Origin of the sequence: Actinoplanes sandaracinus (assembly GCF_030009775.1) — a bacterium.
Taxonomy (GTDB): domain Bacteria; phylum Actinomycetota; class Actinomycetes; order Mycobacteriales; family Micromonosporaceae; genus Actinoplanes; species Actinoplanes sandaracinus.
In genome coordinates, this window is record NZ_JASCTH010000014.1 from 68,207 (window position 1) to 87,475 (window position 19,269).

Consider the following 19,269-nt stretch of genomic DNA (forward strand, 5'->3'; position numbering starts at 1 on the left):
CATTTGTGAAAAAAAGTCAGATTATTGATTGGCCGCCCAGATCGCGGCGTTCAGCGCGGTGGCGAAGGTGACCCACGCCCAATACGGCAGCAGCAACCCGGCCGCCACGGGAGAGATCGGCCGGAACTTCCCCACCGTGACACCGATCAACACCCAGAGAACCACGATGTCCAGCAGAGCGAGCCCGTATTGCCCGAACCCGAAGAAGATCGGCGTCCAGATCGCGTTCAGCACCAGCTGTGCCGCGTACCAGTTGAGGGCGGGCGACCAGCCGGCCCGCCTCCACACCAGCCAGCCGCTAACCGCGATCATGGCGTAGAGCACCGTCCAGACCGGCCCGAACACCGCCGACGGCGGCGCCCAGGACGGCTGGTTCAGACTCCGGTACTCATCGGCGGTCCCGGCCACCCCGAGTCCACCGAGGAGCGCGGCCACGGCCACCGCCGCCCCGAACCCGGCCAGCGCCAACCAGGGCGACATCGACCCGCGTCCACGCATCACATGACTGGTCATACCGAGCGGGTTACCCCCGATTCCGGTCAGGGAACCGCGCGCGACCCCGGTGGCCGGACCGCGGCGGCCGCGGCGTCGAAGAGGTCTTCCAGGGACACCGCTCCGTCACCGCGGGTCCACGCCTCGCCGGCCACGTCGAGGCAGGTGATGACGGTGGCGACTAGCGCGTCCGCGCGTACGTCGAAGGGGTCTGCGGGGTCGGCGCCCAGCCGCCGCCGGACCTCGGGGGTGAGCAGCGCCTGCCATTGCAGGTGTTTCTCGATGCTGCGGGCCCGCAGCGAGGGGGTGCCGTGGACCATGCGGAAGATCGCGAGCATGGTGTCGTCGTCGTAGGCGGTGTCCTTGACGCTGTGCAGGGCGTTGCACAGCGCCGTCCACGGCTCCTCGCCGTCGGGACGGGCCTCGAGGGCCTGCCGGATCTCCTCACCACGAGCGATCAGGTCACCGAGGACCACGTCCTCCTTGGTGCCGAAGTAGCGGAAGAAGGAGCGCCGGGAGATGCCGGCGGCGGCCGCGATCTCGTCGATGGTGGTGGCGTCGAAGCCACGCGTGAGGAAGAGCTCCATCGCGGTCCGGGTGATCTCGCCGTGGACGGCATTGCGGGTCCGGGACCAGAGCGACATGCCGCCCACCTTACACGGAATGCCTTATTGACACTGAGTGCCACCCGGGCATAGCGTGCCAGCCATGCCCGTCGACTATCGCAACCAGACCACTCTGATCACCGGCGCGAGCTCCGGCCTGGGCGTGGAGTTCGCCCGCCGGCTGGCCGCCCGCGGCTCCCACCTGGTGCTCGTCGCCCGGCGCGGCGACCGCCTCGAGCGCCTGGCCGCGGAGCTGTCCGCGGCACACGGCGTCACCGCCACCCCGATCGCGATGGACCTGGCCGTGCCGGGTGCGGGCGCCGCGCTCAGCGCCGCCGTGGCCGAGCACGGGCTGCCGGTGACCAGCCTGATCAACAACGCCGGGTTCGGCACGCACAGTCCGTTCCACGAGGCCGGCCCGCAGCGGCTCACCGACGAGATCACCCTCAACGTGACCAGCCTGACCGAGATCACCCGGGCGTTCATCGAGCCGCTGCGGGCACACGGCAAAGGCGTGCTGATCAACGTGGCGAGCATCGCCGGTTACCAGCCGGGCCCCACGCTCGCGGTCTACGCGGCGACCAAGGCGTTCGTGCTCAACTTCACCGAGGCGCTCTGGTTCGAGTCACGCGGCACCGGCCTGCGCGTCATGGCGCTGGCGCCGGGCGCCACCGAGACGGAGTTCTTCGACGTGGCCGGCCAGGGCGCCGACGGCGGGACCCGGCGGATGCGCGCCGACCAGGTGATCGACGCGGCGCTGAAGGCCCTCGACCGGCGCAACCCGCCGCCCAGCCTGATCACCGGCCGGGCCAATCGGATCATGATCGGGGCCGGCCGGCTGGCAGGGCGGCGGCTCACCACCACCGCCCTCGGCACGATGATGAGTCAGAGCGCCCGGCGATAGACGACGGCCTGCCAGGGGGCCAGCATCAGGTTCTCCGGCGGGCTGCTGAGGTTGTTCAGCAGCAGTTCGGCGTCCGCCCACGCCGTGGCGTCGTCGATCTCGGCGCGGGCCGCCTTACCGGAGAAGTTGCCGATCACCAGCAGTTCCGTTTTCCCCAGGCGGCGGGTGAAGGCGTAGAGGCGCTCGTCGTGCGGCAGCAGCATGGTGAAGTCGCCCTCGACCACCGCGGGTTCGGTCTTCCGCAGCTCGATCAGCTTCCGGTACCAGTGGAAGACCGAGTCCGGGTCGGCCCGCTGAGCGGCCGCGTTGATCTCGACATGGTTGGGGTTTACCGGCAGCCACGGCGTGCCCGTGGTGAAACCGCCGTGCGGCGAGTCGTCCCACTGCATCGGGGTGCGCGCGTTGTCCCGGCCGCGGGCCCGCAGGACCGTCAGAACCTCCTCCGGGCTGCGCCCTTCCAGATCGACGGCCTGCCGGTACTGGCCGAGCGCCTCGATGTCGCGGAACTCGGTGATGGTGCCGAACGGATAGTTCGTCATGCCCAGCTCTTCGCCCTGATAGACGTAGGGCGTGCCGCGATGCAGGTGCAGAACGGTGCCGAGCATCTTGGCCGAGGCGGCCCGGTGGGCGGGGCTGTCGTCGCCGTACCGGGAGACGACCCGCGGCTGGTCGTGATTGTTCCAGTAGAGGCTGTTCCAGCCCAGGTCGGCGAGACCGGCCTGCCAGCGGCCGAGGATCGCCTTGAGCGCGGTGAGCTGGAGCGGCACGAGCAGCCACGGGTCGGGCCCTCGGTCCACCCAGACATGGTCGAACTGGAAGACCATGTCGACCTCGTGCCGGGCCGGGTCGGTGTGCAGCCGGGCCTCCTCCACCGTCACGCCCGGCATCTCGCCGACGGTCAGCAGGCCGTCCCGGCCGGCGAAGACCTCGCGGTGCATCTCCTGGAGGAACTCGTGCAGGCGCGGGCCGCCGATGAAGCCGGCGGAGCCGTCCGCGTACGCCGAACCGACCGACAGCCGCCCGTCCGGCAGAGAGCCGTCCGCACCGATCACCTTGGAGATCATGTTGATGACGTCCATCCGGAAGCCGTCCACGCCCCGGTCCAGCCACCAGCGCATCATCGCGTAGACGGCCTGGCGGACCTCCGGGTTCTCCCAGTTGAGGTCGGGCTGCTTCCGCGAGAACAGGTGCAGGTAGTACTCGCCGGTCTTCTCGTCGAACTCCCAGGCCGGGCCGCCGAAGACGGAACCCCAGTTGGTCGGCTCGGCGCCCGGGGCGCCCGGTTCCATGCCGGGGCGGGCCGGACGCCACCAGTACCAGTCGCGTTTCGGATGGTCCTTCGCCGAGCGGCTCTCCAGGAACCACTGGTGCTCGTCCGAGCTGTGGTTGACCACCAGGTCCATGACGATCTTCATGCCCCGGGCGTGCGCTCCGGCGAGCAGCTCGTCGAAGGTCTCCAGGGTCCCGAAGAGCGGCTCGATGCCCTGGTAGTCGCTGATGTCATAGCCGTTGTCGTCCTGCGGCGACGAGTAGATCGGGGACAGCCACAGCACGTCCACGCCGAGCTCGGCGAGGTGGTCGAGGTGATCGATGATGCCGCGCAGGTCGCCCATGCCGTCGCCGTCGGCATCGGCGAAGCTGCGCGGGTAGATCTGGTACACCACCGACTTCTTCCACCACGAATCCGTCATTGCTCTTCTCTAACACGAGAACCGGCTCGCTACCGGCGATGCATACTGACCACGTGGTTATGGGTCGAAATTCTGGTTTGTCATGAAGATCGCATTACTGGGACCGATCGCCTGGCGTACGCCGCCGAGGCACTACGGGCCGTGGGAACTGATCACCAGCCTCCTGGCCGAGGGACTGACCCGGCGCGGCGTCGACGTGACGCTCTTCGCCACGCTCGACTCGGTCACCGAGGCCACCCTCGACGGCGTGGTCCCGACCGGCTACGAGGAGAGCGACGAGATCGACGGCCGGGTCTGGGAGGCCATCCACGTCAGTCACGCGCTGGAGCGGTCGGGTGAGTTCGACCTGATCCACAACCATCTGGACTGGCTGCCGCTCGCCTTCTCGGCACACTCGCGGGCCCCGATGATCACCACGGTGCACGGCTTCTCCGGGCGCAACATCCTTCCGGCGTACCAGCGGGCCCGGTCGCATTTCGTGTCGATCTCGGACAGTGACCGATCACCCGACCTCGACTATCTGGGCACCGTGTACCACGGTGTGGATCTGGCCGGACTGCCGTTTCATGCCGGCGGCGAGGATTTGATCCTGTTCGGGCGTATCCATCCGGACAAGGGCACCGACATCGCTATCGAGATCGCGCGCCGGGCCGGCCGCCGTCTCGTGATGTGCGGAATCGTGCAGGACCGCGCCTATTTCGCCGATCACGTGGAGCCATTCATCGATGATCGGCATGTCGTCTATCTCGGGTCGGTAGGCCCGGAGGAGCGCGACACCATCCTGGGCTCGGGAGCGGCCCTGTTGCACCCGATCCGGTTCGCGGAACCATTCGGGCTCTCCGTCGTGGAATCGATGATCTGCGGGACGCCGGTGATCGCGTACCGCAAGGGCTCGATGCCCGAGGTGGTGGACGAGGGTGTCACCGGCCTGCTGGTGGACTCGGTGGACGAGGCGGTGACGGCCGTGGAGCGGATCGGAGAGGTCGACCGGGAGGCCTGCTCGGCGCACGCCCGGCGGCGCTTCTCGGCCGAACGCATGGTCGACGAGTATCTGTCGATTTACCGAAAGATCGTCAGTTGATTACCTAGATCTTGTTAACGTCGCAATGCGAATTGCGCGTTAAACGGGCCCCTTTTTCGGGTACCCGTTCGGACGTTCATCCGCGGTGTACGACACCGTGCCCGCGCGCGCTGAGTCCGAGCTGCGGGTATGCAGCCCGGCCGAGGAGAAAGGCTTGGTCATGCCCGCGACATACGGGTTTTTGAGCACTTATCCCCCCACTCAATGCGGTTTGGCGACATTCAATGCGGCTCTCGCGACACATCTCACCGGCGGCGCCGGTGGATCGGGGGTGGTACGCCTGCTCGCCGGCGACAACGCCAGTGGAGGGATCGCTCCCGACCGGGCCGCCCCGCGGGTCGTGCACACCTGGAACACCGACCGCCCCGGCGGATGGGTCGCCGCCGCCACCGCGCTCAACCGCTTCGACGCCGCGATCATCCAGCACGAGTACGGCATCTACCCCGGTGAGGCCGGCGCCGAGGTGCTCCCGGTCCTCCAGGCGCTGCGGATCCCGTCGATCGTGGTGCTGCACACCGTGCTGACGCACCCCGACCACCTTCAGCGCGCCGTCCTCGAACAGATCGGCGTGGCCGCCGACGCCGTCGTGACCATGACCGACACCGCCCGGCAGCGGCTCACCACCCACTACGACGTGGACCCTCGCAAGGTCACGGTGATCCCGCACGGGGCCGCGAGCCACAACGGCACGCCCCGCGAGGACCACGACCGGCCGCAACTGCTGACCTGGGGCCTGCTCGGCCCGGGCAAGGGCATCGAGTGGGCGCTACGGGCGCTGGCCCACCTCGGCGACCTCCAGCCCCGCCCCGAATACACCGTCGCCGGGCGCACCCACCCCAAGGTGCTCGAACAACAGGGCGACGTCTACCGGGACTCGCTCAAGGAACTCGCCGCCGAGTTGGGGATCGCCGACTGCGTGCAGTGGGCCGACGTCTACCTCGAGGCGGCGGAACTGTCCCGGCTGATCCGCTCGGCGGACGCCGTGGTGCTGCCGTACGACTCCACCGAACAGGTCACGTCCGGGGTGCTGATCGAGGCCGTGGGCGCCGGAGTGCCGGTGGTGGCGACCGAGTTCCCGCACGCGGTGGAACTGCTCGCGGACGGGCCGGGCCTGCTCGTACCCCATCAGGACCCGGAGGCGATGGCGATCGCCATCCGTCACGTCCTCTCCGAACCGGGCCTGCCCGGCCGGCTCGCCGGCCTGGCCGGAGGGCCCACCCTGCGCTGGCCCGCGGTGGCCGCGCGGTACCAGGCCCTGGCCGCTCGACTGATCGCCGCCCGCCGCCCACTCGCTGCCGCGACGATCCCGGCCTAGGGCATGGCGCTGTCCCTGCGGCTGATCCCACCGCCCATCCAGTTGCGCGACGTTCCCGAACCCCGCTGGGACCACGTGTTCCGGCTCTCCGACGACACCGGGCTGCTGGAACACGCCCGCAACGCGACCGCCCGGCGCGAGCACGGGTACTGCGTGGACGACGTGTCCCGCGGCCTGCTCGTCATCGCCCGTGAACGCCGCCCCGGGGCCGACCTCGTCCGGCTGGCCGAGCGCTACCTGGCGTTCCTGACCCACGCGCAGGGCGCCGACGGGTCCTTCCGGAACCGGATGAGCTACGACCGTCGCTGGCTGGACGAGCCGAGCCTCGGCGACTGGTGGGGCCGGGCCATGTGGGGGCTGGGCACGGCCGCCGCCCGCGGCCCGTCCGGCTGGATCCGGCGGGAGGCGATGGAGGCGTTCCGGCTGGGCCTGCAGTGCCGGTCCACCTGGCCGCGGGCGATGGCGTTCGCCGGACTGGGCGCCGCCGAGGTGCTGCGCGCCGGGCCGCACGACCCGCCCACCGCCGAACTGCTCGGCGACGCGGCCACCGTGATCGGGTTGCCCGGCTCGGATCCGGACTGGGTCTGGCCGGAACCGGAGCTCACGTACGCGAATCCGGCCCTCGCCGAGGTCGTCATCGCCGCCGGGGACCTCCTCGGCGACGAGGGCCTGCTCGTCGACGGTCTGCGGATGCTCTCCTGGCTCTGCGGCATGCAGGAGAAGGACGGTCACCTCTCGACCGTCCCGGTCGGTGGCTGGCGGCCCGGACCGGCCGCCGGCCGGCACCGCTTCGACCAGCAGCCGATCGAGGCGGCGGCGACCGCGGACGCCTGCGCCACCGCGGCCTCCGTCACCGGCGACGAGCACTGGGACGCCCCGCTCTTCCAGGCGATCACCTGGTTTCTCGGAGACAACGACACCGGAACGGTGATGTACGACCCTGAGACTGGCGGATGTTATGACGGATTGACGGCCAATGGTCCTAATCTGAACCAAGGAGCCGAATCCACCCTCGCGCTCGTCTCCACGCTGCTGCATGCCCGCACGCTGGCGAGCCGGAGCGCGACCCGACCCTCAGGCGGCCTAGCGTGACAGCAACGGTGAACACCACCGACATCACCCGGCACAACATCACCATGGCCCCGGACGGCCGGCGAGTCGTGATCAAGCTCTTCGTCCCCGGCGAGGACGCGCACATCACCCATAACCGGGCGTCCTGCCTGATCGAACGCATCCTGCAACTCGACGAGGCGGACATCACCGCCTCGCTCGACGACGTGCTCGCCCGGTTCTCCGGGCGGCACCACGACATCCTCGCCGTCTTCCAGCACCACTACGAGGTGGTCCAGCACCGCGTGCCGACGGAGATCGAGCTGTCGCCCGCCGCACGGACGCTGATCGGCGCCTACTTCAGCCACGAGTTCTCGGTGGAGGCGGCAGCGCTCTGCAACCCGTCGATGGTGCCCCACCCGGACCAGGGCGATCTCGCACCCGGCGAGATGCGGGCGGCACTCAGCCTGCGGCAGATCGGCGAGGGTCACATCTCGTCGATCGGCTTCTGCAGCGTGATCCTCGGCCCCGGCGCGGCGATCCGCCTGGAAGAACGGGACGGGCCGCTGGCGATCGGCCAGCGGGTCGGCGCGAAACACATGAAACACCAGCTCTTCGCGGCGCTCGGCGACGAGGACATCGACAACGAGGCCTCGGCGTACGTCCTCAACGCCCTCCCACACCGATACGACGACACCGAGTTCGAGGAGGTGATCAGCCACCTGCCGGCCGAACTGCAGGCCCGGCCGACGACGCCGATGACCCTCGAACTGCTCCGCCGGATCGTCGGCGACGACTACGCGGTCACGTTCCCGGCCAACACCCCACTGCACCAGCGGGTCCTCTGGCCCGCCACGCCGAGCGAGGGCCGGGGCATGGAGGACGCCCGGTTCGTGCAGGTGACCGACCCTGACGGGCGGCCCGCCTACCAGGCCACCTACACCGCCTACGACGGGTTCAACATCTCCGGCCGGGTCATCTACACCCGGGACCTGCGGCACTTCGAGGTCGCCACGCTGCACGGGCCGGCCGCCCGCAACAAGGGCATGGCGATGTTCCCGCGCTACATCAGCGGCAAGAAGTACGCGCTCTGCCGCTCCGACGGCGAGACCCTCGGCCTCGCCGTCCGGGACGATCAGCACCGCTGGCAGCACGTGGGGCCGCTGCTGGTTCCGCACCGCGGCTGGGACCTGATCCAGGTGGGCAACTGCGGATCACCGATCGAGACGGCCGCCGGCTGGCTGGTGCTCACCCACGGGGTCGGCCCGATGCGCCGGTACGCCATCGGCGCGATGCTGCTCGACCTGGAGAACCCCGAGCGGGTCATCGCCGACCTGCCGCAGGGACTCATCGACCCGGACGAGATCGAGCGCGAGGGGTACGTGCCGAACGTCCTCTACTCCTGCGGAGGACTCGTTCACGACGGGCGGTTCTGGCTGCCGTACGCCTCCAGCGACGTCCGGATCAGTTTCGCCAGCATGCCCCTGGACCGCCTGCTGCACCGCATGCAGCCGGTGGGAGGCTGACCGCTCTGCTGGGACCGCACCGCCTGCAGGCTTTCCTGGTTCAGACGGGGACCGTGCCCGCCACCACCCAGATGGTGAGCACGGCCAGGAACGTGCCGCTCGCCCCGGCCGCGTCGACGCACGCCAGCCACTCGTCGCGCAGGCCGGGCGGGGTGGCCCAGGACTCCTCCGGCACCCGGGGGTTGACCATCGGCAACACCACCGCGGCCGAGGCCGGACTGGTGAACAGACAGGTCACCGGGATCGCGGTCAGGCCGCTCAGCCCGGCCGCGACCAGCCGGCGCCGCAGGGTCCGCCCCATATCGGCCTGCTGCGGGGTGAAATGGCCGCTGACGTGCGCGAGCACCACCTTGCCCAGCCCGGCCGGCATGCCGTCGAAGGCGAGCGAATCCCAGTCGGTGTCGATCAGGCAGATCCGGCCGCCGGGGCGGGTCACCCGGACGAGCTCGGCGATCGCCCGGTCAGCGCCCTCGACATGCTGCAGGACCCGCTCGCACCAGACGCCGTCGACATAGTCGTCCGGCAGGTCGAGAGTGCGCACGTCACCGGTCAGATAACGCACGTTGCTGTCGTCGTGCCGGCCGACCGCGGCCGCGGTCACCGCCGACGAATGGTCCACCGCGAGAACCTCGCCCGTGCCGCCCACCTGGGCGGCGAGCAGCCGGGCCACCTCGCCGGCGCCGGAACCCGCGTCGAGCAGTCGCTGGCCGGCGGCGGGACACAACGCCTCGTACGCCGCGCGGCGAACCCGCCGGATCTCCGGATGGCGGCTCATCTCGGTGAGCGCGTCGAGCACCAATTCGGACATCTGGGTCGACAGGGCGTCGATGTCGGAAAAGGGCGTCCGGTCCTTCTGTGCGGGTTCCATGCGGCAATTGTTCATCGCGCAAGCACCGTTCGGTGGTGGCGGTCATCCATCCGACAGGGGCGGCACCTGCTCTTTCGCTAGATCAAGCGCCCGATGTTCGCGATCCGCACACGGCAGGATAGGGAAATCGAACCATACGCTCTGTGATGTCTTGTGCATCACACGTCACCGGCGAAATCACAGGCAACAGCCCGGCAACCAATGTGTAAAACTTCCGGGCATGATCGAACGGGTTAAGTTCGGGCTGGTCGGCTACGGCACCGGCGGCCGGGTGTTCCACGCGCCGCTGATCGCGTCCGCCGCGAACATCGAATTCGCCGGCGTGGTCACCACCTCCGAGGAGCGCCGGGCCCAGGTCGCGGAGCAACTACCAGGCGTCGAGACGTACGACTCGATCGCCGCGCTCGCCGCCGCCGGCGTCCAGGCGGTGGCCATCTCCACCCCCGCCGCCACCCACGCCGCGCTGGCCGTCGAGGCCATCGAGGCCGGCCTCGCGGTGGTCGTCGACAAGCCGTTCGCGCTCGACGCCGACACCGCCCGCAAGCTGGTCACCACGGCCGAAGAGGCCGGCGTGCCGCTCACCGTCTACCAGAACCGGCGGTGGGACTCCGACTTCCTGACCATCCGCAAGCTGATGGAGAAGGGATCGCTCGGCACCGTCCGGCGATTCGAGTCACGGATGGAGCGGTGGGCCCCCGACCGGCTGCCCGGCGCCGCCGGCGGCGGCACCCTCCTCGACTTCGGCTCCCACATGGTCGACCAGGCGCTGCAGCTGCACGGCCCGGCCGAGCGGGTGTACGCCGAGGTCCGCGGCCCCGACGGCGGCCTCGACGACGACTGGTTCATGGCTTTGCACCACACCAGCGGCGTCGAGTCGCACCTGTGGGGCTCCTGGCGCCAGGCTGGCCCCGGCCCGCGCTTCCGGGTCACCGGCACCGCCGGCACCTACATCTCGCCCGAACTCGACTACCAGGAAACCCTGCTCAAGGGTGGCAAGACGCCGGCCAAGCTGGCCGACCGCTGGGGCGTCGAACCGGAACACCGCTGGGGCCATCTGTTCCGCGGCGCCACCGGCGCCCCGGTGGAGAGTTGCCGCGGCCGCTGGGACAGCTTCTATCCGGCGGTGGCCGCCGCCGTCCTCGGGGAGGGGCCGATGCCCGTCGACCCGTGGGACTCGGTCCGTGCCATGGAGATCCTCGACGCGGCCCGCCGCAGCGCCGCCACCGGCACCGCCGTCCCTCTCTGACAGCCCCACCATGGACGGCCGTCCCACCGTGAACGGCCGTCCCACCATGAACGGCCGTCCCACCATGAACGGCCGTCCCACCATGAACGACCGCCCCACCATGAACGACCGCCCCACCATGAACAGCCGCCCCGCCATGAACGACCGCCCCACCATGAACGCCCGCCCCACCATGAACAGCCGCGCCACGCTGAGCGCCCATCCCACCGCGAACGGCCGCCCCGTCCTGAGCGGCCATCCCACCGCGAACGACCGCCCCACCATGGACGGGCCCAGCCCTCATTAGCCGCCGCACCTGGACGGCCATCCCACCGGACGGCCTGCAGCATTCGCTGCCCCGGCACCCGTTCCAGCACCGTCTCTGGCGCAGCCCCCACGCTGCGCCGGAGCCGTCTCCAGGCCCCCACCGGCCACGACTCCCCAGCTCGCCAGGCCACTCCAGCTACTCCGGCACTGCCGCCGTGGGCGCCTGCCGACCTTGCTGCGTTGACCACCGAATCAGGTGGCCGGCGCATCAAGATCAGAGCTACGAGCCAAGAGTCACCCACCACCCTCGGACCTTGAAGCACCAACCACCGTTCCGGGTGGCCACCACACCAAGATCCCAGCCGCTGGGGCGACGACTCGCCACCGCACAGACCTTGAAGCACCAACCACCGTTTCCGGTAGCCACCGCACCAAGATCCCAGCGGCTGAGTCGACGACCACCGGCCCCCGCCACACCGTGAAGCAACAACCACCGTTTAGCGCCACACCGTGAAGCAACAACCACCGGTTAGCGCCACACCGTGAAGCAACAACCACCGGTTAGCGCCACACCGTGAAGCAACAACCACCGGTTAGCGCCACACCGTGAAGCAACAACCATCGTCTTAGGTGGTCACGCACCAAGATCGCGACCGTCGGCGGCCACGCTCGCCAGCCGCAGACCTTGACTCGCCAGCCGCAGACCTTGAAGCACCAACCACCGTTCCGGGTGGCCATCACACCAAGATCCCAGCGGCTAGGTCGACAACCACCACCACCGCCCAGACGTTGAAGGGCTAGCCATCGAAGGGCTAGCCACCACCGCGAGTGAAGCCCCCACCAACACCGCGACCGTTCTGTCGACAACCGCCGCCACCGCCCAGACCTTGGAGCAGCGACCACCGTTCCAGGTGGGCACCGCACCACGATCGCGGTCGGCACCCACCGCGGAGACCTTGAAGCACCGACCACCGTCTCAGGGAGGCATCGCACCAAGATCCCCACGGCCGGACCGCCAACCACCGGCGACCGCGGAGACCTTGAGGCAGTAACCACCGTTTGGGGTAGCTATCGCATCACGATCGCGGCGGCTGGGGCCGACAACGCCGCGCTCGCGGACCTTGAAGCGCTGGCCACCGCATCGGGTGGACGGCGCAGCAAGATCCCGGCAGACGTAACTAGACGGTGACCTCGCGGCGGACGTAGCCGGCCGGCGACCTCACGGCGGACGCGACTGGGCGGCGAGCCCGCGGCGGACGCGACTGGGCGGCTACCACGCGGCGGACGCGACCGGGCGGCTACCACACGGCGGACGCGACCGGGCGGCTACCACACGGCGGACGCGACCGGGCGGCTACCACACGGCGGACGCAACCGGGCGGCTACCACACGGCGGACGCAACCGGGCGGCTACCACACGGCGGACGTGAGGGGCGGTGGCGGTGCGGTGGGTAGGGGCGGTCAGGGGGTGTAGGGGCGGACGTCGGCGCCGAGGACCCTCGCCGTTGCCAAGGAGTCCGCGAAGGCGGTGGGGGCCAGGTTCAGGCCGCCGGCGACCCAGGACACCGTGGAGCTGTCATTTTCGGTCATCGCGGCCAGGATGGCGTCGGGTGTCAGGCCGGCGGACTGCAGCAGGCGGATCTCACGGATGTTGATACCTGGCGGGAGCGGCCCGTTTCCGAGGTCGGTTCCGTAGCGGACGGCTCCGCCGTACCCGATGAAGCGCCGTAGGTTGTCGACGGCGATCTCGCGGGCGGGGTCGGGTTCTCCCCAGCCGTGGATGTCCAGGGTGCTGATCCAGCGCATCCGCTGGGCACAAGCGCGCAGCAGCTCGTCGTCGACCCGCTCGGTCCAGGGCGTGTGCGCCAGCATGTCGGCTCCGGCGGCGTGTGTCGCGGCGACCGTTCCCGCGCCCTCCGCGTGCACGACCACCGGCAGGCCGCTCTTGTGGGCGGACGACACCAGGGCCGCCAGGACCGGTTGCGGCAGCGTCGGGCCGCCGGCGTGGGCGGTGACCTTGATCAGGGTGGCCCCGGCGAGCCTCGTCTCGGCCACCGCGGAGTCGGCGTCGGCAGCCGTGCGGATCTCCCGCCAACTGCCCGTCGCTGCCCAGGAGCGGTCGCTCGGATAGCCGCCAGGGGCGATCAGAAACGGTCCGGCGAAGCGGATGCGAGGCAGGTTCGCGTCCGGCCTCCGGGCACGGGCGGCAAGATCGGAGACCTGGGAGGGTACGCCGCCGAGGTCCCACACCTCGGCGATGCCCCCGGCGCGAACCGTGCCGAGGTCGACCAGCGCCGAGTGCACGTGCGCGTCGACCAGCCCCGGAAGCAGGGTGCCGGGGAAACGCCGGGTGTCGGCTCCACCCGGGGCGAGTTCAGCGGGAACCGGCTTGATCACGCCGTCCGGGGCGACGCGGAGGGCCACGCCGGTCCGTAGCCGCCCACCCCACCAAACCGAGTCGGCCAGCAGCCATTCCACCCGCCCGGCCCGGGCCGCGCCGATGCCGCCGACATCCCCGCCACCAGACGCCAGGGTCGCCGCGCCACTGCCGCCAACAGCCGACCGCGCCGCACCGCTTCCGCCAGCCGCCGACACCGCACCGCCGCCAACAGCCGACCGCGCCGCACCGCTTCCGGCAGTCGCCTCAGGGCTGTCGGCCGAGTCACTGGCGGGAACCGTGTGTTCCTCGGCGACCGTGACCGTCGGTCGCGGCCCGGTGCGCCGGAGAGCCGACAGCCCGCACCCCGCGCCGGCGGCTGACCCGCCGCAGCAGCTCGGCGCGGTCGCCGGTGCTCCAGCCGACCCGCAGACACCCGAGGCGCCGTCACCTGAAGACGCCTGCGAGGAGGTGGAGGAGGTTGACGGCGGGGGGCCGGCCGCGGGCTCGGTGGGCCCGGGCGTCGAGGACGAAAGCGCCCCGCCGCGCGACGCAGGCGAGGACGGCGAGGACGGCGAGGACAGCGAGGACGGCGAGGACAGCGAGGACAGCGAGGACAGCGAGGACGGCGAGCCAGTAGGCGCACCCGCGGACGAAGAAGCGGCTACCGGGCCGGCAGGCGCAGGCGAAGAGGCCGCGCCGGGCGGAGGAGGCGGCGAAGGGCAGGACACCTCCTCGGACTGCGGGGAGGACGAGGACGGCGAAGGAGACGGGGGCAGCGAAGGAGACGAGGGCAGCGAAGGAGACGGGGGCAGCGAAGGAGACGAGGACGGTGACGGAGACGGCGGGGGCGGGGGCTGGCGGGCGGGTTCGGGTGCGGACGCCGGAGGTGTCGGGTGGGAGGGGCTGGTCACCGCGGGTTCTTCTCGATCAGGTCCCGCAGAACCGCCAGCCCCTGGTAGACCTCGGCGAAGCTGGTGCTCAGCGGCGCCGGCCCGATCCGCAGCCCGTCCGGCCGCCGGTAGTCCGGGATCACGCCGCTGTCCCACAGAGGTTCCAGGTAGGACCGGAAACCTTCCTGCCGCAGCGTGACGTGGCCACCTCGCCGGGCGGGGTCGCGCGGGCTGGCGACGGCGACGCCGTGTGGTGCCAGCCACTCGTCCGCGAGGGCGAGCACATAGTCGGTGAGCTGCAACGACTTGGCGCGGACCGCTTCGATTCCGGCGGCTGCGAGCATGTCGAGGTTGGCGTGCATGGGGACCATGGCGAGGATCGGCGGGGTGCCGCTGAGGAGCGCGCGGACTCCGGCCGCGGGCTCGTAACCGGGGCCCATCTCGAACGCCGCCCGGTGCCCCATCCAGCCTTGGATCGGCTGCCGCAGCTCGCCTTGAAGCTCCTGCCGCAGGTAGGCGAAGGCCGGCGCCCCAGGCCCGCCGTTGAGGTATTTGTAGGTGCACCCGACGGCGAGGTCGACTCCCCACTCGTCGAGCGCGATCGGCACCGAGCCGGCCGAGTGGCACAGGTCCCACATGGTGAGGGCCCCGGCGGCGTGCGCGATCCGGTTGATCGCGGCGACGTCGGCGAGCCAGCCCGACCGGTACGCGACATGGCTGAACAGCACCAGCGCGGTGTCCTCACCGACGACGTCGGCCACCTGTGCCGGGGCGATGCCGGCGGACGGGTCGGTCTCGATCCACACCAGTCGCAGGTCGCGCTCGGCGGCGATGCCTTCGAGCACGTACCGGTCGGTGGGGAAGTTGTCGGTGTCGAGCACGACGGTCCGTCGGCCCGGCCGGGCGTCGACCGCGGCCCGCGCCAGTTTGTAGATCAGGACCGTGGTCGAGTCGGCGATGACGGTCTGCCCGGGCGCCGCGCCGAGAGCCGCCGAGCCGAGCCGGTCGCCGAGGGTGAGCGGCCAGTCCAGCCAGCCTTCGTCCCAGCCGCGGATCAGCCGGCCGCCCCACTGTTCGCGGATGAACTGCTCGACGAGCCGGGCGGTGGCCTGCAGTGGCCGGCCCAGCGAGTTGCCGTCAAGGTAGGACAGCAGCTCGGCGGGCGGCGGCGTGATGAACTGCTCCCGGTACCCCGCGAGGGGGTCGGCCGCGTCGAGGGCGGTGGCTCGGGCGAGCAGGTCGACGGTCAACGGGGCACTCCGATCTCGGTGCGGACGGCGTACAGCTCGGGGAAGAATGTCAGATCGAGCGCCGCCTTCAGGAAGCTGACCCCGCTGGATCCGCCGGTGCCCCGTTTGAAGCCGATCGTCCGCTCCACCGTCTTGAGGTGCCGGAACCGCCACAGCTGGAAGTTCTCCTCCAGGTCGACGAGTTCCTCGCAGGCCTCGTAGACGTCCCAGTTCTGCTCCGCGTTCTCGTAGATCCGCTGGAAGACCGGCACCAGGTCGGCGTGGTATTCGTACGCCTCGGTGATGTCCCGATGCAGGATGTGGGCCGGCACCTGGTGTCCGCGCCGGGCCAGGAAGTGCAGGAACTCGTCGTAGACGCTGGGGGTCGCGAGCGCGTCGGCGAGCATCGCCCGGGCTTCCGGCTGGTCGTCGAAGACCGCCAGCATGCCCTTGTTCTTGTTGCCGAGCCGGAACTCGATCGCCCGGTACTGGTACGACTGGAAGCCCGACGACGTGCCGAGGAAGCTGCGGAACTCCGCGTACTCCGACGGGGTCAGGGTGGCCAGCACCGACCACTGCTCGGTCAGGGTGCGCTGGATGTGCTTGACCCGGGCCAGCCCCTTGAGCGCGGGCCGCAGCTCGTCCTTCGCCAGATATTCCTGGACCGCGCGCAGCTCATGGACGATCAGTTTCAGCCAGAGCTCGGATGTCTGGTGCTGCACGATGAACAGCAGCTCGTCGTGATGCTCCGGCACGCTGACCGGGCGCTGCGCCTCAAGAATCTTGTCGAGGTGCAGGTACTCCCCGTACGAAAGATTGACCTTGAAGTCCTTGATGATGCCGTCCTCGAGCGGGCGCTGTGCCGACATGGCGAATCCACCTCCTCCCCAAGGAGATCACAGCGGACCCCAGTACACCCAGCGGCCGTCGTGCCTGACGAATCGGCTCTTCTCGGCCAGGACGCCGGGACGGCCGCCGTCGGTGTAGTGCGCCCGGAAATCGACGGTCCCTTCCGCGTCGAAGACGCCACCGCCGCCGTGTTCCAGCACCTCGAGGCGCGTCCAGCGCATCCCGGGCTCGGCGGTGACGGCCTCCGGCCGCGTCTGCGGGTGCCAGGTCCGCACCACATAGTCACTGTTGTCCAGCGCATAGGCGCTGAAACGCGAGCGCATCAACGCTTCCGGGTCCGCCGCGGGCCGGCCTTCATACAGAAGGCCACAACACATGTCGTACGAGCCACGCCCGCACGGGCACACGGAAGAGGATTTCCGGGGCTTGGGGGATCTGCGTGCCATGCGCCCAGTCTCTCGCAGCGGTCCTCGCGCACCGCCCCGGTATCCACAATCCATCGAACCCGCAGGCCGGTCCGCCGCCGTCAGTGGGCCTGCTGCTCCACTACGATTCCGCTGATCACTTTCTGACAGCGGTCCAGTTCCTCGATCAGGCCCTGCATCTCCTCGATCGCGGACACGGCGTTCTGGGTGTCGGCGCGGATCCCGCCGACCTGGGTGCCGATCTCGCTGGTCGCGGTCGCGGTCTCGTTGGCCAGGTCCTTGACCTCGCTGGCGACGACGGCGAAGCCCCGTCCGGCCTCGCCGGCCCGGGCCGCCTCGATGGTGGCGTTCAGCGCCAGCAGGTTGGTCTGCTTGGCGATCGTCGCGATGAGCTGCACCACCTTGCCGATCTCGGTGCTGCTGGCCTCGAGCCGCTGGATCACCTGAACCGCGGTCTCGGCCGCCCGGACCGCGGCGTCGGTGGCCGCGGCCATGTCGTTGCTGACGTTGGCGAGCCGGTGCACCGAGTCGCGCTGCCGGTCCTGCGCCTGTGCCGCCCAGTCGTCCTGGCCGCCGCCGGACGACGACCATCCGTCATTCTGATCCCAGTCGGACATGGTGATGGCGACCCTTTCTCTGACGGTCGTCTCAAAACATCCCATCCCGCCCGCCGGCCGCGGGGCGTTTTCCCCGATCCAGCCCCGTCCCGTGCGGGTCTCCCCGGGGAACGTGGCGGCAGAATGAGCCGGATGGATGGGGTGGAGAGCGTTCTCGACCGGGTGTGGCGCGACGAGGCGGCCGGCATGCTCGGGGTGCTGGGGCGGCGTCTCGGGGATCTGGACGCCGCCGAGGAGTCGCTCCAGGACGCCATCGCGGAGGCGCTGCGCCGGTGGCCGGACGAGGGCGTACCGGCGAATCCCGCGGGATGGCTGGTGACGACGGCCTGGCGCAAGGCGATCGACCGGCGGCGCCGGGAGGCGAACGGCCGGGCCAAGGAGGCCGTGCTGGCGGCCGACCCGACTCACGGCCGGTCCTCCGGCGGCGCCGATCCGCTCTGGCCGCCGTCGGGTGACGACCGGCTGGCGGTGGTGTTCGCCTGTTGTCATCCGGCGCTGCCGGAGCCGTCGCGGGTGGCGCTCACCCTGCACGCGGTCGCCGGACTGCCGGCGGAGACCGTGGCGGCGGCCTTCCTGCTCCCCCGGGCCACCGTGGCGCAGCGTCTGGTGCGGGCCAAACGGCATCTGCGCGAGCAGGGAGTACGGGTGGAGACGCCCGAGCCCGGGGAACGCGCGACCCGTCTGCCGTCCGTGCTGCGAGTCCTCTATCTGATCTACAACGAGGGCTACCTCAGCACCTCGAGGGACGCCGTGGAGCGCCGGGAGCTGGCCCGGGAGGGGCTGGACCTGGCCCGGCAGCTGGCCGCCCTGGTGCCGGACGAGCCGGAGGCGGCGGGTCTGGCCGCTCTGTGCGAGTTGCACGAGTCCCGGGCCGCGGGCCGGTTCGGCGCCGACGGCCGGCTGGTGCTGCTGGAGGACCAGGACCGGTCCGGCTGGGACCGGCGCCTGATCGGTTCCGCGCTGACGCGTCTGGCCGGGGCCGCCGCGCTGGACCGGCCCGGCCCGTACCAGCTGGAGGCGGCGATCGCGGCGCAGCACGCGCTGGCGCCGTCCTGGGAGCGCACCGACTGGGTGGCGGTTCGGGGACTCTACGACCTGTTGCTGAGGCTGCGCCCGACACCGGTGGTGCTGTTGGGGCGGGCGGTCGCGACCGGTTTCACGGCCGGGCCGGCGCGGGCTCTGGCCGAGGTCGACGAGTTGGGTGGCCGGCTCGGCGGTTACCGGCTGTGGCACGCGACCCGTGCCGACCTGTTGCGCCGCCTGGGCCGGACGGCGGAGGCCGCCGAGGCGACGCGGCGGGCTCTCGCGCTGGCCACCAATCCGGCCGAACGCGAGTTGCTCACCGGCCGCCTCGCCGCTCTCACCGCCCGTCTCGACGGCGCGTGAACCTCAGCGGACCATCTCCGGACGGACTTCGACACGGTCGCCGACGGCCGCGATGCCGGGCCAGCCGGAGGCCACCGCGATGGCCTCGTCCAGGTCGTCGGTGTCGAGCAGGAGGAACCCGCCGACCACTTCCTTGATCTCGAGGTACGGGCCGTCGGTGACCTCGGGCGCGCCACCGGGCCCGGGGCTGATGGTCTTCCCCGTGCTCGACGGCGCCAGTTCAGCGCCGCCGGCGACGATCTTCCCGGCCTCGGACCACTTCTGCCACCAAGTGTTGATCTCGTCCATCAGTCCTTCGGCCACCTCGGGGTCGGACCACTTCGACTCGTCCCCCACGAGGATCATGACGTAGCGCATGGATCGTTCTCCTTCCGATCGGGTTGTCCTACCTCCTGACGATCGGGACGAGCCCGAATCGACATCGAGCATCCCGGCCGTGCCGCCGGAAGGGAAAGCGGCGCCCGCCTTG

The 19,269-nt window shown here is 70.6% G+C and carries 18 protein-coding genes; 8 read left to right on the forward strand and 10 right to left on the reverse strand.

What is annotated here, in order from left to right; genetic code table 11:
- Nucleotides 1–21: 21 nt before the first annotated feature.
- Together QLQ12_RS21800 and QLQ12_RS21805 are read right to left on the reverse strand one after the other, a co-directional pair.
- Nucleotides 22–513: a TspO/MBR family protein gene (locus tag QLQ12_RS21800; RefSeq protein WP_282762123.1), complete on the reverse strand. Its 492-nt coding sequence runs from the start codon at nucleotides 511–513 to the stop codon at nucleotides 22–24.
- A 26-nt stretch (nucleotides 514–539) separates the two neighbouring features.
- On the reverse strand, nucleotides 540–1,136 hold the full coding sequence (locus QLQ12_RS21805) for a TetR family transcriptional regulator (protein WP_282762124.1): 597 nt from the start codon (nucleotides 1,134–1,136) through the stop codon (nucleotides 540–542).
- A gap of 64 nt (nucleotides 1,137–1,200) precedes the next feature.
- Between QLQ12_RS21805 and QLQ12_RS21810 the strand changes: the two genes are divergently transcribed.
- The gene (locus QLQ12_RS21810) at nucleotides 1,201–2,001 is read left to right on the forward strand and encodes an SDR family NAD(P)-dependent oxidoreductase (RefSeq protein ID WP_282762125.1); all 801 of its coding nucleotides are present in this window, start codon (nucleotides 1,201–1,203) and stop codon (nucleotides 1,999–2,001) included.
- On the opposite strand, the gene QLQ12_RS21815 is transcribed toward QLQ12_RS21810, so the two are convergent.
- Nucleotides 1,983–3,692 (reverse strand): glycoside hydrolase family 13 protein, encoded by a 1,710-nt coding sequence (locus tag QLQ12_RS21815; protein ID WP_282762126.1) that lies wholly within the window; start codon nucleotides 3,690–3,692, stop codon nucleotides 1,983–1,985. The genes QLQ12_RS21810 and QLQ12_RS21815 overlap by 19 nt on opposite strands.
- Before the next feature lie 82 nt (nucleotides 3,693–3,774).
- On the opposite strand from QLQ12_RS21815, the gene QLQ12_RS21820 reads away from it, so the two are divergent.
- From QLQ12_RS21820 to QLQ12_RS21835, 4 genes are all read left to right on the forward strand, one after another.
- Nucleotides 3,775–4,773, forward strand: a complete 999-nt coding sequence (locus tag QLQ12_RS21820) for a glycosyltransferase family 4 protein (protein ID WP_282762127.1) — start codon at nucleotides 3,775–3,777, stop codon at nucleotides 4,771–4,773.
- 160 nt (nucleotides 4,774–4,933) lie between these two features.
- Complete coding sequence (locus tag QLQ12_RS21825; protein WP_282762129.1) at nucleotides 4,934–6,088, forward strand: glycosyltransferase; 1,155 nt, start codon at nucleotides 4,934–4,936, stop codon at nucleotides 6,086–6,088.
- 3 nt (nucleotides 6,089–6,091) lie between these two features.
- Complete coding sequence (locus QLQ12_RS21830; protein ID WP_282762130.1) at nucleotides 6,092–7,180, forward strand: glycosyltransferase; 1,089 nt, start codon at nucleotides 6,092–6,094, stop codon at nucleotides 7,178–7,180.
- Complete coding sequence (locus QLQ12_RS21835; RefSeq protein ID WP_282762131.1) at nucleotides 7,177–8,664, forward strand: glycoside hydrolase family 130 protein; 1,488 nt, start codon at nucleotides 7,177–7,179, stop codon at nucleotides 8,662–8,664. The genes QLQ12_RS21830 and QLQ12_RS21835 overlap by 4 nt, the downstream gene beginning before the upstream one ends.
- Before the next feature lie 40 nt (nucleotides 8,665–8,704).
- Here QLQ12_RS21835 and QLQ12_RS21840 read toward each other — a convergent pair whose 3' ends face one another.
- A complete protein-coding gene (locus QLQ12_RS21840) occupies nucleotides 8,705–9,532 on the reverse strand; it encodes a methyltransferase domain-containing protein (protein ID WP_282762132.1) in 828 nt (275 codons plus the stop codon).
- Nucleotides 9,533–9,752: 220 nt separating this feature from the next.
- On the opposite strand from QLQ12_RS21840, the gene QLQ12_RS21845 reads away from it, so the two are divergent.
- Together QLQ12_RS21845 and QLQ12_RS21850 are read left to right on the forward strand one after the other, a co-directional pair.
- Nucleotides 9,753–10,778 (forward strand): Gfo/Idh/MocA family protein, encoded by a 1,026-nt coding sequence (locus QLQ12_RS21845; RefSeq protein WP_282762133.1) that lies wholly within the window; start codon nucleotides 9,753–9,755, stop codon nucleotides 10,776–10,778.
- A 10-nt stretch (nucleotides 10,779–10,788) separates the two neighbouring features.
- Nucleotides 10,789–11,064: a hypothetical protein gene (locus tag QLQ12_RS21850; protein WP_282762134.1), complete on the forward strand. Its 276-nt coding sequence runs from the start codon at nucleotides 10,789–10,791 to the stop codon at nucleotides 11,062–11,064.
- Between the two features lie 1,421 nt (nucleotides 11,065–12,485).
- Here QLQ12_RS21850 and QLQ12_RS21855 read toward each other — a convergent pair.
- The 5 genes from QLQ12_RS21855 to QLQ12_RS21875 all read right to left on the reverse strand — a co-directional run bounded on the left by QLQ12_RS21855 (nucleotide 12,486) and on the right by QLQ12_RS21875 (nucleotide 17,414).
- Nucleotides 12,486–13,619 (reverse strand): amidohydrolase family protein, encoded by a 1,134-nt coding sequence (locus QLQ12_RS21855; protein WP_282762135.1) that lies wholly within the window; start codon nucleotides 13,617–13,619, stop codon nucleotides 12,486–12,488.
- A gap of 692 nt (nucleotides 13,620–14,311) precedes the next feature.
- Nucleotides 14,312–15,544 (reverse strand): kynureninase, encoded by a 1,233-nt coding sequence (gene kynU, locus QLQ12_RS21860; RefSeq protein ID WP_282762136.1) that lies wholly within the window; start codon nucleotides 15,542–15,544, stop codon nucleotides 14,312–14,314.
- Nucleotides 15,541–16,392: a tryptophan 2,3-dioxygenase gene (kynA, locus tag QLQ12_RS21865; RefSeq protein WP_282762137.1), complete on the reverse strand. Its 852-nt coding sequence runs from the start codon at nucleotides 16,390–16,392 to the stop codon at nucleotides 15,541–15,543. The genes kynU and kynA overlap by 4 nt, the downstream gene beginning before the upstream one ends.
- A gap of 27 nt (nucleotides 16,393–16,419) precedes the next feature.
- Nucleotides 16,420–16,749 carry a YchJ family protein gene (locus tag QLQ12_RS21870; protein WP_328518297.1) on the reverse strand — a complete coding sequence of 110 codons (330 nt, stop codon included), beginning with the start codon at nucleotides 16,747–16,749 and terminating at the stop codon, nucleotides 16,420–16,422.
- A 149-nt stretch (nucleotides 16,750–16,898) separates the two neighbouring features.
- Nucleotides 16,899–17,414, reverse strand: coding sequence for a methyl-accepting chemotaxis protein (locus QLQ12_RS21875; RefSeq protein WP_282762139.1), 516 nt, complete (start codon nucleotides 17,412–17,414; stop codon nucleotides 16,899–16,901).
- A gap of 132 nt (nucleotides 17,415–17,546) precedes the next feature.
- On the opposite strand from QLQ12_RS21875, the gene QLQ12_RS21880 reads away from it, so the two are divergent.
- A complete protein-coding gene (locus tag QLQ12_RS21880) occupies nucleotides 17,547–18,800 on the forward strand; it encodes an RNA polymerase sigma factor (protein WP_282762140.1) in 1,254 nt (417 codons plus the stop codon).
- Nucleotides 18,801–18,803: 3 nt separating this feature from the next.
- Here the strand turns inward: QLQ12_RS21880 and QLQ12_RS21885 are convergent, their stop codons facing one another.
- Nucleotides 18,804–19,157, reverse strand: a complete 354-nt coding sequence (locus QLQ12_RS21885) for a YciI family protein (RefSeq protein WP_282762141.1) — start codon at nucleotides 19,155–19,157, stop codon at nucleotides 18,804–18,806.
- Between the last annotated feature and the right edge of the window lie 112 nt (nucleotides 19,158–19,269).

Bases quoted from the DNA above. Each gene is read 5' to 3' on its own strand.
- QLQ12_RS21800 (WP_282762123.1), bottom strand. From the start codon at position 513: ATGACCAGTCATGTGATGCGTGGACGCGGGTCGATGTCGCCCTGGTTG.
- QLQ12_RS21805 (WP_282762124.1), bottom strand. From the start codon at position 1,136: ATGTCGCTCTGGTCCCGGACCCGCAATGCCGTCCACGGCGAGATCACC.
- QLQ12_RS21810 (WP_282762125.1), top strand. From the start codon at position 1,201: ATGCCCGTCGACTATCGCAACCAGACCACTCTGATCACCGGCGCGAGC.
- QLQ12_RS21815 (WP_282762126.1), bottom strand. From the start codon at position 3,692: ATGACGGATTCGTGGTGGAAGAAGTCGGTGGTGTACCAGATCTACCCG.
- QLQ12_RS21820 (WP_282762127.1), top strand. From the start codon at position 3,775: ATGAAGATCGCATTACTGGGACCGATCGCCTGGCGTACGCCGCCGAGG.
- QLQ12_RS21825 (WP_282762129.1), top strand. From the start codon at position 4,934: ATGCCCGCGACATACGGGTTTTTGAGCACTTATCCCCCCACTCAATGC.
- QLQ12_RS21830 (WP_282762130.1), top strand. From the start codon at position 6,092: ATGGCGCTGTCCCTGCGGCTGATCCCACCGCCCATCCAGTTGCGCGAC.
- QLQ12_RS21840 (WP_282762132.1), bottom strand. From the start codon at position 9,532: ATGGAACCCGCACAGAAGGACCGGACGCCCTTTTCCGACATCGACGCC.
- QLQ12_RS21845 (WP_282762133.1), top strand. From the start codon at position 9,753: ATGATCGAACGGGTTAAGTTCGGGCTGGTCGGCTACGGCACCGGCGGC.
- QLQ12_RS21850 (WP_282762134.1), top strand. From the start codon at position 10,789: ATGGACGGCCGTCCCACCGTGAACGGCCGTCCCACCATGAACGGCCGT.
- kynA (WP_282762137.1), bottom strand. From the start codon at position 16,392: ATGTCGGCACAGCGCCCGCTCGAGGACGGCATCATCAAGGACTTCAAG.
- QLQ12_RS21870 (WP_328518297.1), bottom strand. From the start codon at position 16,749: ATGTGTTGTGGCCTTCTGTATGAAGGCCGGCCCGCGGCGGACCCGGAA.
- QLQ12_RS21875 (WP_282762139.1), bottom strand. From the start codon at position 17,414: ATGTCCGACTGGGATCAGAATGACGGATGGTCGTCGTCCGGCGGCGGC.
- QLQ12_RS21880 (WP_282762140.1), top strand. From the start codon at position 17,547: ATGGATGGGGTGGAGAGCGTTCTCGACCGGGTGTGGCGCGACGAGGCG.
- QLQ12_RS21885 (WP_282762141.1), bottom strand. From the start codon at position 19,157: ATGCGCTACGTCATGATCCTCGTGGGGGACGAGTCGAAGTGGTCCGAC.